Origin of the sequence: Bradyrhizobium sp. LA6.1 (assembly GCF_040547805.1) — a bacterium.
GTDB classification, from domain to species: Bacteria; Pseudomonadota; Alphaproteobacteria; order Rhizobiales; family Xanthobacteraceae; genus Bradyrhizobium; species Bradyrhizobium barranii.
Window position 1 is genome coordinate 15,996 of sequence record NZ_JBEPQK010000036.1, and the last position, 16,608, is coordinate 32,603.

A 16,608-nucleotide genomic window follows, 5' to 3' on the forward strand; every position below is an offset into this window, starting at 1 on the left:
CGAGAGAGCGCGTGGCGCTCATCACGGCTATATGATCATGCTGGGTGCACTGGGCGCGGTAACGGCAACCGCACCAGCCGAGGCATTGCTTAAATGGATAGGCTCGCGCGGTCTATTTCAGGTGCTTGCCGCATCCAGTGCCTTCCCGGGCGCTTCGATCTAGTTGTGGTTCCACAGCAAGAGGCAACTGCGAAGAGCCCCAGGGACAGTCAGCCTGAAGATCGTCTATGCGGATGGGCGGCTCTGGACATTGCGCCGATCTCTTCAACATGTAGCGGGTCGCGTGGGCCCTGCAGTCTCGTCATGGCGATCGCCCTAAGCGTTGCCGCATTGCTGCTCGGCGCGCTCGCCGATTCGCTGCGCCGGCTTGGCAAGAACATGCAAAAGCTGCTCGCAATCATAGCTGCTCTGTTCATTGCAGCCGGACTCGCGCTGATATTGTATCGGCCATTCCTGTCGCTGCCGTGGATCGTTGTGACGGTGGTCGGATCAGCCAATCGTCCTCAGCTATGCGATCATCAGAGATTACTTTCCGCCCGAATGATCGCGCGCAAGAAACGGTGTGCTCAACGTTCTGCATTTCGGGTCGGCTTTCCTCGTCGAGTACGGGACGGGGTTAATTCTCGAGCAATGGCCGGCAAAGGACGGACACTACCCCTCAATCGCGCGCATCAGACGGCGTTCGGTATCAAGTTGTGCTGCAGCTGGTCGCCCCGGTCTGGTTCATTGGCCCTTGGCTCAAAGAGTTGAATTGGAGAGTGAGATCGCCGTCAAGCGCAACTCGACGGGCCAAAGCAGGTCAGTTCACGTCGTGATCCGGAGCGCCGAAATGGTCATCCTGGAAACCGTTCAAGATGTGGAGTGGTGAACTCGGCCTTCCGCCTGACCTCCGGCTCTCGGCCTACAGGCGTCAAGAACGTCCGCACGGCGGCCGACAGATTGGCTGAGAAGCTCCAAACAGCTGGTCGGATATGCAACATGCGTCGCAGGTTCGACAGGAATGATAGGAAAATGCGCATTATCAATGAGTGCTGGCTGGCATGCGGCTTGCTGTTGTTCTCCGCAGAGCCAGGTAAAGGGAGTTTGAGCAATGACCAGTCTGACTGAGAGCGCAAGTCAAGTCGGTGAGGAGAATGTGCTGACAGTCGGTTCGCCGGCTCCCTCCATCAAAGTTGAGGACTGGCTACGTGGCCAGCCCGTTACAAAGTTCGAACCTGGGAAGGTATACATCATCGACTTTTGGGCGACGTGGTGTCCACCATGTATCGCCTCGATGCCGGGTTTGGTGACCCTGCAACGCAAATACAGGAGTAACGGAGTTGAGGTGGTAGGCATCGCGGCTGAGGAACAAGCGTCGTCGGCAGATGAAGCGCGAGCCAGCTTGGACGATTGGTTGACGAAGAACTTGCCAAATCTGAACTTCCCGATCGCATTCGACTACGCCGGCGAAATGAACAAGCTTTGGATGGATCCCAGCGTTTCTTTCGGCATTCCCTCGTCATTCGTGGTCGATCGTGAGGGCCGCTTGGCCTTTATCGGCCATCCGACGGAACTCGAGAACGTGCTGCCGAAAATTCTGAACAGCTCCTGGGCAGTGAGCGACGAAGCCAAAGCCCTAGATGCGGAGAGGATAAACAGAGCTCGACGCGAAAAGCGCGAACGAGAGCTGATGGAGCCGATCTTTGCCAGGCTTCGGGCCGCCCTGAATACTGAGGATTGGGCGGCAGCTCTTTCAGTAGTTGAAGAGGCACTCGCCGCGATGCCGGACCATGTCGGCCTCCATGAGCTTCATGCGGAATTGTTGCTTCACAAGATACGCGACATGCGCGCCGGCCTGGTCGTATTGCGCCAATTGGTTCGCGATGCGATCGAGCAGAAATGCGTGCATCGGATGCGCGTGGCCATCCGCCAACTCTTCGACCCTGCGAAAGACTACTCGGGTTTTCCACATGCCGAGCGCTTTGCCATGGGCAAGGACCTCTCCGAACACATCCTGGCGGCGAATCCGCCCCAAGGCAGTGAGAACGCGAAGTTCCTCTCGTACGGGGCGGTCGCTCAGTACTATTGCGAGACCGGTAAAAGGGATCGGGCGATCGAATTGGTCGAGGTGGCGCTGAAATGGCTGGATGCAGCGCCTATGCCAGATCTAACCAAGCGGAAGCTGGTGCAGCTGCTCACTCAAGGCTTTGGCGAGCTACAGGAGTAAGAAGCTCTTTCAGGAGGAGTGTTGTTCGAAACGGAAAAAACACAGCGTCTGAAAAGCCGCAACCGAGATCGCCAAGGGCAGCGTGAGCAATTTTGATTGTCATGTCTTCTCGGCCGTTGTGCTTTTGCGATCCAAGTCGATGTCTTTAAGGATAGCGGGGCATTCACCTGAAGTGAGGATAGGACGAGTAATCGGGTGAACGCAGGCGAGCTGCACCACCACAAGTTCTTTAGGGTGAATGTTTCTTAAAGGTACGTCGCGCTCCGGCGCGATAGCGCCGAGAATGCCTGTTCAGGTGAAGAGTGGTGCTCGGTGCTAGAGTTGTGGCGCCTTATAAGGTGCTGGTGGGTTCTTGGAGTAAAAAGATAGAAATGGTGACGCTGATGCATTCCAACTCTCAAGCAAGCTTTCTCAAGCTTTTACCGCTGGTTTCAGGCGAGATTCAGAACTTCGTTTCGCGTTGGTGGCAAGCCGAATCGGGAGAGGCGGCAAACCGCGGGAACGGACCGGGCTGTTTAAAGCGGTCAGTGCCCTGTGCGCGCCGCGCTAAGGGCACACTGAGCGGGGCCGAGCCTTCATTGTCACCACTCTTTGGTACCACGGCGCCGGGTCGAGCGTGATGTACAATCACCGTCAGCGCCGCTCTGTCAAAGCCGCCGCCCTGCTCCAGCCATCTGGCCGCTGGTACAATGTTCTTTATATCCAGGTAGTCATCGCGATCCTGATTGGCGTTCTCGTTGGCTGGCTGTGGCCTGCTGTGGGGACGAGCAGCTGGGTCAAGGCGCTTGGTGACGGATTCATCAAGCTGATCAAAATGGTGATCGCGCCGATCATCTTCTGCACTGTTGTGTCCGGAATTGCGCATGTGCAGGATGCACGAAAGGTCGGCCGTGTCGGCGTCAAGGCGCTGCTTTACTTCGAGATCGTGTCAAGCTTCGCGCTGATCTTGGGTCTCGTGATGGGCAATCTCGTTCAGGTAGGCCATGGGCTCGCTCCCAGGGTTGATGCCGCGGCGGTAGCCAACTACGTCAAAAGAGCGGAAGGGCAGAAGGCCGTCGATTTCCTCCTCAATATTATTCCGGATAGCGTAGTTGGCGCTCTGGCCCAAGGCGACGTGCTTCAGGTGCTGCTGTTTGCCATCCTATTCGGATTCTCGCTGATGGCGCTTGGCGAGCGGGGTGAGCGGATGCGCAGCCTGGTCGACGATGCTGCACACGCGGTGTTTGGTGTCATTAGGATCGTAATGAAGGCAGCGCCAATCGGGGCGTTCGGCGCCATGGCCTACACTATCGGCGAATTCGGACCGTCCGCGCTCGGTAAACTCATCGGCTTGGTTGCGCTGTTCTATGTGACAGCCGGGCTCTTCGTGATCATTGGGCTCGGCCTGGTCGCGCGCTTGGTCGGTTTTTCTATTCTAAAGTTCATCATCTACATCAAGGATGAGCTGTTGATCGTGCTCGGAACGTCGTCATCCGAAAGCGCGCTGCCGCAGTTGATGGAAAAACTCGAACGGCTGGGCTGTTCCAAGCCGGTCGTGGGCCTGGTGGTGCCGACAGGATACTCTTTCAATTTGGATGGGACCAACATTTACATGACGTTGGCGACCTTGTTCATCGCGCAGGCGCTCGGGGTCGATCTCGACTTCAGCCAGCAGCTCACGATACTCGTTGTGGCGATGCTCACCTCGAAGGGCGCAAGTGGTGTTACCGGTGCTGGGTTCGTCACCCTGGCCGCAACCTTGACCGTGGTCAGTCCTGACCTCGTCCCGGGCATTGCCATCGTATTCTCGATCGACAAGTTCATGAGCGAGGTGCGCGCGCTTACCAACATCATCGGGAACGGTATTGCCGCGGTATTTGTGTCGTGGTGGGAAGGTGAACTCGACCATGTCTCGCTACACGCGCAGCTCAAGTAGATCTGCGATTTTAGCTCGGCCATTGCGGACTAGAAATCACCTTTGAATGCCTGCATTCTGCGTTGGCAATCGTCGTGCAGTACTGGGCCCCCTGATCCCAGGGGGAATGGTGCAGGGTCACTAGGCTCACGGTAGTGCACCCGACCAGTGTCGGCATTGGTGCCTGCGGCAGCCCGCCGGCTGATGTGGTTCATTAGCCCCGGTTTGAGCTTCCTCAAAAAGTGGGACCTCAATCGTGCCCACGCGAGGGAGCGACAGTGGTTCAGGAGAAGCAATGGAGCCCGAGTAAACACCGCGACCGGGAGGGGCGTAAAAATAGTAAGCTCCAGACCATTGCTCATTACTGATTTCTCGCCTCGCCCTCGAGGGGTCGGCGCGTCAAGCCGGCGCTCTTTTCACATTTTCCTTTCTCTACGCTACACTACGAACGGCATATTCCCTCTGTTGCGGTGACACGCGATCTATCTTTTATTTGCCTTCAGATGAGGGCACCGAAGCGGCCTCAGCAGCTTGGGGCAAATCGTTGCGATCCATTCTGATTCAGAGGCGAACTTGCGCGGAGCGCGTATGCTGCGTACGCGTTCGGGCCCGCCATCGCAGGGTATTTAGAAGATCCGGCAATCGTCGAGGTGATGCTCAATCCGGATGGCCGGCTGTGGATCGACCGACTGTCGATTGGACAGCAAAAAGGACGTCCATTTGGACGGCTCATCGGTAAGGCCGGTGAGCCGGCTGGAGGTCCTTGAAGGACCGTCGGGACGCCGCGTGCGTTCGGAGGCTGAGAGAGCTCGGATCGTCGCCGAGAGTCTGCCACCCGGTGCCCAGGTGTCCGAGGTGGCGCGCAAGCACGGAGCGGCGGGACAGCTGCTCGCCATCTATGGCTGTGTCGGTCCGCAGCACCACATCGCCGATCGCGATCTCAAGCGCTATCGCCGGAACGTGACCCTCCTCCAAGGCGCTTTCCACGACCAGCGGCGCGAATGTCGGCTGCGACGCCTCGCACCGCGGGTGATCCGCGCAATGCGAGCGTCACGATGATCGCAGCCGGTGCCGATCTGAAGATTTACATCGCGACGCGGCCGATCGACTTCCGCTGTGGCCACGATGGACTTGCGGCAAAGGTGCAGGAGATGCTTCGCCTCGACCCGTTCAGCGGCGCAGCCTTCGTGTTCCGATCGAAACGAGCGGACCGGATCAAGATTGTGGTCTGGGATCGAACGGGCCTCGTGTTAGTTCATAAGCGCCTCGAAGGCTGCAGGTTCGTTTGGCCAACGATCGCAGACGGCGTGATGCGCATATCGCCAGCGAGGTTCGCAGCCCTGTTCAAAGGGCTGGATTGGAGGTTGGTGCGCCCGCAAGAAGCGCGGCGTCCGCAGGCGGCCGGATAACTGCGGCAGATTGACTCGGGAGCTATTTTGAACGTGGCACGCGCAGTGGTGATGTGCTCGAAATGGCGCATGAGCATTGCGGCGCTGCGCGCGGAGAACGAACGCCTGAAGGCGATTTTGGCGCAAACGCACTCAGCCTTGAGCGAGCATCAGGAGGCACTGGCGGCATCGGAGGAAGCGCGACGTCGGCTGGAGGTCATTCTCGGGGAATTGCGACGCGAGAAATTCGGCGCGAAGTCCGAGAAGCTGCGGCCAAATCAGTATCAGTTGCCGCTGGAAGACGTGGAGATCGCGCAAGGCATCCTGGACGCGGCGCAGGAGAGAGCCGAGGCTGTGATCCAGGGCCGATCGCGGAGCGCGCCGGATCAAGGTTCTCATCGCAATCGCGGCTGCTTGCCTGCCCATCTGCCTCGGGTGGAACGGATCATCGAGCCTGCGAGCAGGCTCTGTCCGTGCGGTTGCGGCGCCATCGTGGCGGTCTGGCCGAGCGGCTCCTCCGCGACCAACTGCTAGGCCGTCTTCCGTCTAAGCGCCCTCAGCAGACGCTGCACGATCGAATGCTGTTTCGTCCCGAACTCCTCGGGGTGTTTCTCGCTGAGCCGGCCGACGATGGCGAGTGCAGTTAGCTGCGGTTGCGTCGCGAGCCAGCCCTCGATCGCAGCAATATGCGGGTCGAGCTTGGAGGGCATGCGAACCCTGGTTTTATAGGGCCGACGGGTGCGCCGGTGCGTGGCACGCGACTCGCCGGACGTCGTCGTCTTGCCGAGCGTCTTCGCAAAAGTGGCTGCGGTCGCGGGCGCGGTGCTCGTGCTGGGGGTTGCAGGCCGCGCGCCTGTCCGGCACGATGATCGACGTCATTGCCGAGTTCGTCCTGGGTCGCTCGAATCTCGGCCAACAGCGCGACTGGATCGAGCGAGCGATACTGATCACGCAGCCGCTTCTTCACGGCCGCGGTCACCTTGGGATGCGCCACTGCACGCTCATAGGGCGCTGATGGGAGATGATAGCGTTTGATCACTTTAGCCCCACCGCGGCGCTTCTCCTTCAGCTTGAACGACGGCTGGAAGAAGTTGACGTAGAGCCGTGCCGCCGCATAGAGGCGGCCCATCGGGCGCGCCGTCTCGACGCCATCGAAGCGGCCGTAGCCCATCAGGCGACGGACGGCGGCATCTTTCTTCTCGACAAAGGCCTGATCGTTCTTGCGGTAGGGGCGACGGCGCGTGAAGACACGAGACACTGTCAGCCTGTTCGCAATATGCAATTTACGTGAGGTGATCCCTGTTGACGATCTCCGTCTACTGGGAAGACAATCTCGAATCGCGACCAATTGGGGGGGGCATATGAAACCGCCTCCGTCCGCTCTCCGGGGATATCCAGATCCATTTCGATTGAAATCTCGACAATGGCTTCTGGATGATGGTTATTTTCCGCCAAGGCGTATTTGAGCGCTTGGGCGCGGGTGAGGAAGAGGCCTCCAAAAATACCGGCTCTGCTCGCGGGCGACCCAGTTGCCACGGCTATTCCTGCCAACAAAGACGACCGATGGTCTGCGGCCCTCATCTAGTTTGTGTGTCATAGCTTCGAAGGGCGCGACCATCAGGTAGCTCCATACTCGTTAGCGCGCTGCGGTGGAATACTGGCATATCACGCATAAATTCGAGTCCGGTCCCTACCGATTTTACCAGAGTGGACGCTGCCTCCGGTAAGCATCGGCAACGGATTGACTTGGCGAGTGGCATCCCCGCGCCAGCCGCAAAACCCCCAGTCGTTGCCACATTTAGCTCACGTTGGTAGACAAGCAACTCGATTCTCCCCCATGTCAGGCCGAGAAAAGCGCCGGGACCGCGCAGTTGCTGTGATCTGCCTGTCAAAAAAGTTGTCCTGAAGCCGCACATTCATCCGAATCACTCGCCAAACAGTTGTCGGCAAGTGATTGAAAGGCTCCCTCTGCCTTCGCTACACTTCTTTCGTTTACCTCAAAGCAATAGGCGTGCCATTTTGCTCACAGTGACTAGGTCTTGCTTGACCACGCGCGCCCTAGAATTTACCTAGAGCGGCCCAACAAATTGTGTCGGCTCTTCGCCATCAGCCTCTAGAATCGAGCATCGGTCGCACGAGGAGGAAGAAGATGATGCGGACCGCCACCCAGAACCGCGTTTCGCATTCGCTCGAAGATGAGGCGTTATGCTGCTTGGCCTAGATGCCATAAATCAATAGGTGAGCTCCTCGCGCGCGATCGGCTTGGTGGGTGGTTCAGCGAGGGCCCTACATGAGCAGTATAAGTCCCCGTAGAGTGAACGTCTTTGTGCGCGAATGCGTGGAGGATCTGTCCGATAACTTCACGTACGGTTTTCGATGGTTGGTGCGGCAGCTGATGAGGCGAAGAGCCTCGTCTTACGGCCGAGATTGTCTACTGATCATGATGTCGCCGGGACGCCGCGTGGGATGTGCCTACCTCATTTGTTAGACCGCGAAGCTTGCGTGGCCGATGGTTCTGACTCAGGTTGGGCAACCGCGATGATGACGACCGATCATGGTTTTGTTGAACGCATCGGGATTGAGGCGATCGCCGCGGCAGAGTTGGCCGGCAGAGTCTATGTCTTCAGCCTCGGCTTTGGGTCACTCTGCTGGCGGCCGTCGCGCCCTTTATCGCACAAGAATTTGGGGCGGATCATCTGGGTTTGTTACGGCAGTCGCTGCGCATAGGACTCTGGACGGCATTCCTCTTATCGCTCCCGATGATGGGCTTTGTCGTTAGCGCTTAGCCGCAACCCATTGAGGCGGGCTTGAGGAGTGCGCTGTGCGCTTAGTGAAGGAGTGCGGGCACTTGCTCCATGAGCCGACTAACGGTGCGGTATGGCCGAAGGACGCGTGTGGCGTGCGGATGGAAAAGACAGCCATCTCCAGTGTCCAACTGGATGCGACAGCAGCGAACGTGGGCAACCTCCCAAGACAGGCTCATTGTTGTAGACGCGACAAATCCATGCTGGCTGCGACGGGAAGAAGGTGGCGTCCTGGACGCCCTCGATACGCTGCATCGGCTTGGCTTAAGGTCGCGGAGTCCTCCCGAAGTTGCGCATCACGTTGGAGTAGGAAGGGGAGCTGCACGAAATGCCTCTCACGATGTTTGAGCTGCTGCCGGTTTGATGGACACCGAGATTGGGTGTTTTATCGAGCCGGAGGTAGGTCATGCAGAGACGGAAGTTCAGTCGAGAGTTTAAGATCGAAGCGGTCAGGCTTGTCAGGGAACGCGGGGTGTGGGTGGCGCAAGCAGGCCGCGACCTGGGCGTTCATGAGAACGTGCTGCGCAAATGGGTGAAGGAGTTCGGCTCCGACCCTGTGCAGGCCTTCCCCGGCCACGGGCAAATGAAGCCTGAGCAATTGGAGATCGAGCGGCTGCGGCGCGAGGTCACCAAGTTGAAGGCGGAGCGGGACATCCTAAAAAAGGCCGCTGCCTACTTCGCGAAGGAAGCGACATGAAGTTCGTCTTCATCGCGAAGCACCGGAACATCTGGCCGGTGGCATGGCTATGCGAAGCAATGGGCGTATCCCGGTCGGGCTTCCATGCCTGGCTGAATCGGTCCCCCAGCGTCAGATCCCGGAGCGACGAGGCAGTCGGCCAGCAGGTGAAGGCAAGCTTTGTTGCCAGCGACCGGACCTACGGCGCACGGCGGGTCTGGAGAGACCTTTTGGCAGACGGCGTCGAATGCGGTTTGCACCGGATCGAGCGGCTGATGCGCCTGCAAGCCTTGCGGGCGAGGCCACGGCGCCGGCGTCTGCCCAAGGATGAAGGCGATCGCCAGGTAGCGAACGTGCCGGCGAACCCTCTGGACCGTCAGTTTGCGGCCGAGCGGCCGAACCAGAAGTGGATCGCCGACTTCACCTACATCTGGACCGCTGAAGGCTGGCTCTACGTGTCCGCCGTGATTGATCTGTTCTCGCGCCGGGTGGTCGGCTGGTCGATGCGCGCCAGTATGACGGCCCAGTTGGTTGCAGACGCCCTGCTGATGGCCGTCTGGCGACGCGGCAAGCCGGACGCCCTGATGCATCACTCCGATCGCGGCAGCCAATACGCCAGCGAACAGTTCCAGCGCCTGATGGCCGACAGCGGCATCGTCTGCAGCATGAGCCGATCCGGCAACGTTTGGGACAATGCGGCGATGGAAAGCTTCTTCTCGTCGTTGAAGACCGAGCGCATCGAGCGCAAAACCTATCGCACCAGGAACGAGGCCAGAGCGGATGTGTTCGACTACATCGAGCGGTTCTACAACCGCATCCGGCGTCATTCGACGATCGGATGCGTCAGCCCAGTTGAGTTCGAACGTAAGGTGGGATTAGCTTAACCGGGTGTCCATCAAACCGGCAGCAGCTCAGTTCGAACTCATAATGTTAGGGTGCGTGTCGTGCGCAGCAGCTTCTGGCACACGGTATTGAGATCGAAGTTGAGACATTTCTTGCCACGCTGAAGGACTTGAGACGTTCGCGCCCGTGTCGTCCGGCATGTCATGGCCCGGCGGACGATCCAGGCCGGCATCACTCCGGGAGGCGCTGTGGCGGCGTTGCGGGGCAAACAGTCCCAACCTGTCGCCTGCCGTGGTCTCAGGACTGTAGACCGCGTGGCAATGCGAGTACGAGCGCCGGCAGAGGGGCGATTGTGCTGCCACACATCATCCTCGAACGTGTCTCACTTAAGCGGGCAGTCCAGACCTGTCACTCCATCTTGGGGTCGGCCCAGCCAGGAAGGCTAGGTCATGGCGGAGCTGGCGAGGTCAAAGTTAGATGGTCGCTCGATCCGTCGACCAGATGCCTTTCGACGTCGGGGAAGCGGTTCCGTTGCTCGAGGAGGGTAGCCCGTTGAGAGGAGGTGTGAATGCCAATGACCAATCGCCGCTCTCGCCACGCGAGCTAATCTTGAGGCGTGCCGCCATTGCCTCACTATCAGCTACGATGCGTCGGGCGGCACCGAGGAATTCCTGACATTGGATCGTCGGTCGCGTGCCGCCGTTGGTGCGCTCGGAGGAGCGTGCTGCCGAGCTTGTGTTCGAGATTGCGTAGGCAGCGGCTGAGCGTTGACTGCTTGATTCTGAGTGCGGTCTGCCGCTTGGCGGAGGCTTCGGTGCTGGGACGCAGGGATAGCCCAGCATAGATCTCGAAATTCCACGGGCGCGATTGAAACTCTATGGCGAGTTGCAGTGATAGGGTAGGGATGAACTGCTCTTTGGAGGCACCCGCCGCCTGCGCTCGGAATGACCTGCTGCGATGACAGCTTTCAAATGCTTTCGCCGTTCGCTTGATGACGCGGGCGCCGGGTCTACGCTAGCTCGGCTGACCCCCGGAGCAGAGGCGGGAGGCTGGCCAACGCGTAAACGATCGTTCGCGTACTTGTCGATGCAGCATATATTCTTCAGCTAGCCCCAACAAGGTTGTCTCTCTTGCGACGAATGTCCGAATTCTAGCAGTGAACGTGGTGCGGCCAGTTCTCCAGCACTCCTGCTTTGCGGCAGCGCTCCTGGCGCGCCAGCTGGTACGACATTTGCTGGATGCTTGAGGTCCGCCTCCTCCCGAAGAAGCGCATGCACAATGTTCTCTATCGAGCAGCTATCCGATCTCAGCCAATCGATTGCAGCTCATGACGAGAAGTATGACTGTCGCGTTCGGTCGAGCACTTCCAAGCGTGTGTTGAACGAGGCCAAAGAGGCCGGTCTGAAGCGCGGCGTAACCGTACCACTGTTCGGACCATTTGGACAGCTATCCCTCGTATCCTTTGCATCCAGGTTCGACGATGTTGACCCTCAGTATCGCCTCAGTCGTTTCAACGCATTGGCTTGGCAGTTTCATCATGCATTCACAGAAATCGCGCCGTCATCGAAGGGCAAATGCCATATGCAAGTGGTCCTATCCGAACGAGAAAAGGATTGCCTCCGCTGGGTGGGAGAGGGGAAATCATCCTGGGAAATCGGAGTCATCCTGAGAGTCAGCGAGAATACGGTGAACTTTCACCTGAAGAACGCGATGCGAAAGCTAGAGACGAACAGCCGTACCCATCGCCTTGCCAAGGCGATTCGCCTCGGTCATATCTGACGTTTCGGCGCCGCTGGCCCGTACCGACCTATGCCGAAGTCACGAGCGAGCGATCTGATCAGCGTGGCAACATGACAAAATCAGCGAGGACACGTTCAGCCCAAGGTGGAGAAGATGCTGTTGCGGCGAATAGCTGACAAGCCTGTCATCCCGATCGTCTTGGGGGGCATAGATGCGCATCCCGCCGAGGGTTGGTCGTGTTTTCGAGGCGGGAGAAGTTCGCACGATCGCCTAAATCCGACGTGGACTGGGCATGACGGCAGACTATTCGGCGCATCGATGACGCGCGCGCGATGACAGTGATCTTCGCAAGCGTGCTTCGTTGTGGATGCCGCCGCTCGACCAAGATCGGAGCGGTTTTTGGGCCTGGATTGCGACCACCTAGTCGCCTGCGATAACGGTATTGCTTGATCGAGCAAGCCCGCCCTTGCAAAAGCAAGCCCCGGCCTTGGGCCGGGGCTTTCGATACCGCCGTTCGTACTGCTGATCAATATTTCAGAAGAAAGGGCCCGCCGAACTTATAGTTGAGCCGTGCAGTCACAAGATCGAAATCCTGGCGGATGCGATCGATTCCGCCTGCGGGCGCGGGGAAGTGCACCGTTGCGGGCTGCATGAATAGGTGGTCGTACTCGAGGCTGACCGACCAGCTCGGTGCGAAGCCGTAATCGATGCCGGCTCCCAAAGCGCCCCCCCGAAGAACGTGCTGGCTGCTCCCAAGCTGCGCGCCGGTGAGGGTCGAGCTAATCTGATACGTGTTGCTCGTCACTGCGGCGCCGCCTTTGGCGTAAAGCAGTACGTTGTCGAAGGCATAACCTATCTGCCCCGTTACCAGGCCGAACGCATCAATCTTGGTCTGGTTGTTATCCGCAAACGCGACGCTGTCATTCGACCCGCTCAAATCAGCCCAGTTCCCCTGGCCTTCAACACCAAGCACGATCTGGCCGATCTGCCCTCGATAGCCGATCTGGCCACCCACGGTACCGCCGGTCGCGTCATGGCAGCCCTCAGGCGTGCCGCCATTGAAGTCCCAGCAATTCGAGCTTGAGCCCAAGCCGCCGTTCAAACCGACGTAGTAGCCGCTCCACTCGTAGATCGTAGCCGCAACAGGCTGCGGGGCTTTGGCATAGAGAGGCTGGACGGGCTGCGCAGCAAGATCCGCGCCGAATGCGGGCGCCACCGCGCCGAGCGCCACAATGCTTGCAGTCGCAAGCAACAAGTTCTTCATTTCTACTCTCATGTCTTGAGTGCCCCCGAGCCTCGCGCGTCTTAACAACATCCGCACGAATAGCTGTAACTGCATCGCAACATTTGGGCCGAAAGGAATGCTTGAACCGAACCCTGCGTCAGGTTGCGGCGTTGCGAATCACGCCTCGCAATGCACCTTCGCGTGCGAACCAGATTGCATAGGCCTGGGCGAAAAGCGGGCGGCTGATCTCAGCGGATGAAGCGCACCGCAAGCCATATGGCGCCCAGCCACACCGCAACCGAGAAGAGCAAAGCGCTTTGCCAGGTCCTTGCTCTTATCCTGTGACGCCATTGAAGGAGCTCCGATGAGCAACCGGCCGACCTCGTACAACAGCTATCACTTCATCGTAATCTGCGAACGGGAACTGAGAGCGATGCTTCCGAATATACGCCAGCCGCTCAGTGGGTGAGAGGCACTGCGCCCACAACTCCCATGCCTCATCATCAAAACACGTGCTATTCTCAAGTACCTCGGCGACGCGCTCGTCAGGTTTCATGATGCATCCGCTGTACTGACTATCGCGGATCGAGTTCTAGAAGGGCGCCTAACCTTCGAAGCCTCTCAGTTCAGGGATTTGGATTCGGCCAGGAAACATTTGTCACGGTCAAATGCGGCGCTGATCCTGCGCGAGATGAAATTCGAAGTGGTGCGGTGGCTCTGGATCTTCCTTCTGGCCCAGTGCAGGTCGCCACGGGCATGGAAGCGGCGTAGCTGCCGCAGGAGAGTGAAAGGTGCTCTTGTCGATGCTGTCGCAATCGTGCTCGCCGTCGCATTCAGTTCAAGCGCTGGCTCGCGTGCCAGACATGTCTTCTCCGCGGTGTGCACCTGCGCTGATTAGAATTCGGTCCGGCAATGCTTCCGCGCATGCTAAGATCACACAAATGTCCGTTGAAAGGTCCAGGGCCGGTTGCGAATACACGGCCGCCGATTCGATCATCATCCGTGAACGGCCGGCTCGCAGTCTTCACCGTCAGTGTCTCGGGTGAAATCGGCCAGCAGTCACACGTTGCACCGCGCTGTTGGGACTGACTGCACGCGAGCACGCGCGTGCCCTCCACGTCGCCTCCCGATTCTGTGCTCGACGAACTGACGGCGCTCGGCGTTCGCCCTCTTGTGGCAGATCGGCAATTGCCTTGCTTGAGCAAGGCCGAATGCCGCATTAGGAACCACGGCGTGCGGGAACTCGGAGCGGCGGCGGATCAGAACTGCTGGAAGCCCTGGCTTGCGAGAGACCTCAGGCAAGCCGCCAGTGCACGCGGGTCCCTCGTTGAAGCAGGGCACGATGACATCCACGCTGGGCAAAGCACCGTTGTCGGCCGGCTCGTACGGCGGCAGTGAGGCGCCGATCGCTTGAGCGGGTCATGCATCAAGGCATCTTGGGATGAGGGCTGCAGATACCAACTTCGTTAAAAGGATCCTGAGGGCGGCGCGGTTCGTTGGTCATGAACATTTTCATTGCAAAGGAGAGCGACCTGTATGCTCGATCTCGGACCGCCTGCGGCAAATCAGGAGTTGCGTCGATCGCAGCGCGCGCGTCGCTCATAATCTTATCTTTTGCGGAAAGAAGCTTTGCATCAAACATTACATGAAGCGTCTCTCGAATTTCAGGTGCGATCGCGCTATCGCCATCGATCAATTCTCGAAATTTCCAAAACATACGCTCGGCCGCTACCATCGACCCGAGGACTGACATCAGTCTTGGTGACATCATTGGTCATCTCCTTCTCAAACCAGTATCTGGGACTATCCCAGCGAAATTAGACCTGTGCGCATTTGGCCGGCGCGCGAGGCGACCCCGAACAGGCGAATGACTGGGATAAATGTCGGCTGCTACGCCCCAGCGGGCGTGAGACGGACGTTCAAGATATGCTCAGCGGAACTCGCAAGTGTGCGATTTGCGAGCAAGGCATTTATCCTCTGCTCCAAGCCGTAACGCGATGGCGTGCGGTGGCTCACGTGCAAAACTGACATGGAGGGGATGCGCCGCTTTCCATTTGCCACAATACATGCAGCGGCCTCGGAGTTGGGCTTCTGCCAGGCGTTCGTTCTCTTCCGCTTTCTCACTCGGATCGCTCTGTTGACGAGGCCAAATCGACTGAGTGATCCCGGCTATGCAAATGTGGGCCATCCGATATCCAGGTGCTCGGGGCGCCCACGCGTTTTGTGATTGCCTGGGTGCATCGACATCGAGCCTCCCGATGCGGCGATGGTGTGTTGGTCGTGCCACGTCGACCTCGATCATCTCTTGATTCTCCATTGGCCGGTCGGGTTGAGCTTAGGAAGAGCGGCAACTTGAACGCGCAGATCATTTCCATGTGCAGGGACCTGAGTGGAAGGGAATCACTAGCCACGGCGTCCCACCTTCTTAAGAATGCTGCCGACAGCCGCAAGGAACGCATCCATCTGACGTTTCGTACCGATGCTAACGCGAATGCACTCTTTGCAGGCCGGCATCCGTAAAGAAGGCAACGAGGACGCTCTGGTCTTGCAACACCGCCTGCCACCATCTGCCACCCTGGCCTACCGGCACACGGGCGAGGAGGAAGTTCGCGTGGGAAGGCGTTACGGAGAACCCAAATTCTGAGAGGGCGGCCGCTACGCGCTGACGCTCAAACCTGACGTGGCGATGGTTCTCCTCGTAGGCGTCGCGATGCGCAAGGTCGCTCATGCCTACGGCATGAGCGACCACATTCATGTTGAAAACATTCTGGATGTTGCGAAGCCGCCCAATCAGCTCGGGATGGCCGAAACCGAAGCTGACGCGAATCCCAGCGGCGGAATGACTCTTGGAAAGCGTGCGCAGGACCAGAAGATTCGAATGGCGCTCAATGAGGCGTAGGCCGTTCTCAGGTGCGAAATCGACATAAGCTTCGTCCAAAACGATCAATCGGTCAGACCGTATAACGAGGCGCTCGATCTCAGCGAGCGGAACAAAGGTTCCGGTCGGATTGTTCGGATTGGCCAGCAGAATGAACTTAGCATGTTTAGGCGGACCGAAAAGCAGCTCGTCCATCGGCAAGCAGTCGGGTTCAGGCCAGGGAATTTCAATGAACCGGGCCCCTTGCAGCATGGCAAGCTTGCGATTGAACGAGAAGCCGGGCGACATCATCGCGATGCCGTCGCCCGGGGCAAGAAAGGCTCTGTAAATGAGACTGGGGAGTTCAGACGATCCATTGCCAGCCATCACGCGATCAGTGGCAATCCCGTAGGCCGCTGCGGCCGCTTGTCTCAAGCTGATATTGTCGTCTTCCGGATAGCGATATTGCACCTCAAGAGCTGCAATTGCGCTTCGCATCACGATGGCGGGCAAAGGAAATGGATTCTCATTCGTATTTAGTTTCACGCAAGTATTGTCGGGGGTGGGCCGCCCGGACGGCAGAGCATCCAATTCGCGAGCCACCGGCGAGAGCGAGGAAAGCATAGTTTTCAGTTTTGCATCCAATTTGACGTTCTCCCTTTTGTCGACGAGAGCAGCTGACGGACTTCATCGAGCCTACGTGATGCGCTCGCTGTGTTCGGAGCCGGAAAGCGCAAGGCGTGCATCAATGTGAGGGTGGGCTGCCATAGGCGGGCTCAGATCTAAGCGCCGCACCGGATCAGAGTCCGGCAGCGATCAGCGCGGATCAGGCGGGCGCACGGCGTTATCCCAGCGAATACCTGTTTCACGAGGGGAGGGAGAGCTATCGCCAAATTTTGGTGACGGCCGGAGCCGGTCAGGCGGCGGCGGTTATGGGCTGACGGTCGGTCGGCTTGGCGATGACCTCGATCCCAT

The 16,608-nt window shown here is 58.7% G+C and carries 13 protein-coding genes and 1 pseudogene; 9 read left to right on the plus strand and 5 right to left on the minus strand.

Annotated elements, in window-relative coordinates:
• Positions 1-303 precede the first annotated feature (303 nt).
• The 6 genes from ABIB99_RS43110 (at position 304) to ABIB99_RS43140 (ending at position 6,022) form a co-directional block, all read left to right on the plus strand.
• A complete protein-coding gene (locus tag ABIB99_RS43110; RefSeq protein WP_247457896.1) occupies positions 304-750 on the plus strand; it encodes a hypothetical protein in 447 nt (148 codons plus the stop codon).
• Between the two features lie 340 nt (positions 751-1,090).
• The gene (locus tag ABIB99_RS43115; RefSeq protein ID WP_247457895.1) at positions 1,091-2,206 is read left to right on the plus strand and encodes a TlpA family protein disulfide reductase; all 1,116 of its coding nucleotides are present in this window, start codon (positions 1,091-1,093) and stop codon (positions 2,204-2,206) included.
• 619 nt (positions 2,207-2,825) lie between these two features.
• A complete protein-coding gene (gene dctA / locus ABIB99_RS43120) occupies positions 2,826-4,121 on the plus strand; it encodes a C4-dicarboxylate transporter DctA (RefSeq protein WP_247457894.1) in 1,296 nt (431 codons plus the stop codon).
• Between the two features lie 645 nt (positions 4,122-4,766).
• Entirely contained in the window at positions 4,767-5,159 is a 393-nt protein-coding gene (locus tag ABIB99_RS43130; RefSeq protein ID WP_256470585.1) for a transposase, read from the plus strand.
• A complete protein-coding gene (gene tnpB, locus ABIB99_RS43135) occupies positions 5,156-5,509 on the plus strand; it encodes an IS66 family insertion sequence element accessory protein TnpB (protein WP_247457893.1) in 354 nt (117 codons plus the stop codon). Before ABIB99_RS43130 ends, tnpB begins: the two co-directional genes overlap by 4 nt.
• 69 nt (positions 5,510-5,578) lie before the next feature.
• Positions 5,579-6,022, plus strand: coding sequence for a transposase domain-containing protein (locus ABIB99_RS43140; RefSeq protein ID WP_502917565.1), 444 nt, complete (start codon positions 5,579-5,581; stop codon positions 6,020-6,022).
• On the opposite strand, the gene ABIB99_RS44585 is transcribed toward ABIB99_RS43140, so the two are convergent.
• Positions 6,019-6,198, minus strand: coding sequence for a hypothetical protein (locus tag ABIB99_RS44585; RefSeq protein WP_502916638.1), 180 nt, complete (start codon positions 6,196-6,198; stop codon positions 6,019-6,021). The two genes, ABIB99_RS43140 and ABIB99_RS44585, sit on opposite strands and share 4 nt — an antisense overlap.
• On the minus strand, positions 6,132-6,746 hold the full coding sequence (locus tag ABIB99_RS43145) for a hypothetical protein (protein WP_247457892.1): 615 nt from the start codon (positions 6,744-6,746) through the stop codon (positions 6,132-6,134). Before ABIB99_RS43145 ends, ABIB99_RS44585 begins: the two co-directional genes overlap by 67 nt.
• A 1,444-nt stretch (positions 6,747-8,190) precedes the next feature.
• Here ABIB99_RS43145 and ABIB99_RS43150 point away from each other — a divergent pair.
• From ABIB99_RS43150 to ABIB99_RS43160, 3 genes are all read left to right on the plus strand, one after another.
• Positions 8,191-8,274, plus strand: a complete 84-nt coding sequence (locus ABIB99_RS43150) for a hypothetical protein (protein WP_247458304.1) — start codon at positions 8,191-8,193, stop codon at positions 8,272-8,274.
• Positions 8,275-8,698: 424 nt separating this feature from the next.
• Positions 8,699-9,852, plus strand: a protein-coding gene (locus tag ABIB99_RS43155) for an IS3 family transposase (RefSeq protein ID WP_354181945.1) whose coding sequence is annotated in 2 segments (ribosomal slippage) — positions 8,699-8,948 and positions 8,948-9,852 — 1,155 coding nt in all. Because the reading frame shifts where the segments join, the coding sequence is not laid out codon by codon here.
• Positions 9,853-11,089: 1,237 nt separating this feature from the next.
• Positions 11,090-11,590, plus strand: a complete 501-nt coding sequence (locus ABIB99_RS43160) for a helix-turn-helix transcriptional regulator (RefSeq protein WP_247457889.1) — start codon at positions 11,090-11,092, stop codon at positions 11,588-11,590.
• A gap of 487 nt (positions 11,591-12,077) precedes the next feature.
• On the opposite strand, the gene ABIB99_RS43165 is transcribed toward ABIB99_RS43160, so the two are convergent.
• From ABIB99_RS43165 to ABIB99_RS43175, 3 genes and pseudogenes are all read right to left on the minus strand, one after another.
• A complete protein-coding gene (locus ABIB99_RS43165) occupies positions 12,078-12,815 on the minus strand; it encodes an outer membrane protein (protein ID WP_247457888.1) in 738 nt (245 codons plus the stop codon).
• Between the two features lie 1,387 nt (positions 12,816-14,202).
• Positions 14,203-14,547: a hypothetical protein gene (locus ABIB99_RS43170; RefSeq protein ID WP_247457887.1), complete on the minus strand. Its 345-nt coding sequence runs from the start codon at positions 14,545-14,547 to the stop codon at positions 14,203-14,205.
• A 632-nt stretch (positions 14,548-15,179) separates the two neighbouring features.
• Positions 15,180-16,257 (minus strand): annotated as a pseudogene (locus ABIB99_RS43175) (pyridoxal phosphate-dependent aminotransferase).
• Between the last annotated feature and the right edge of the window lie 351 nt (positions 16,258-16,608).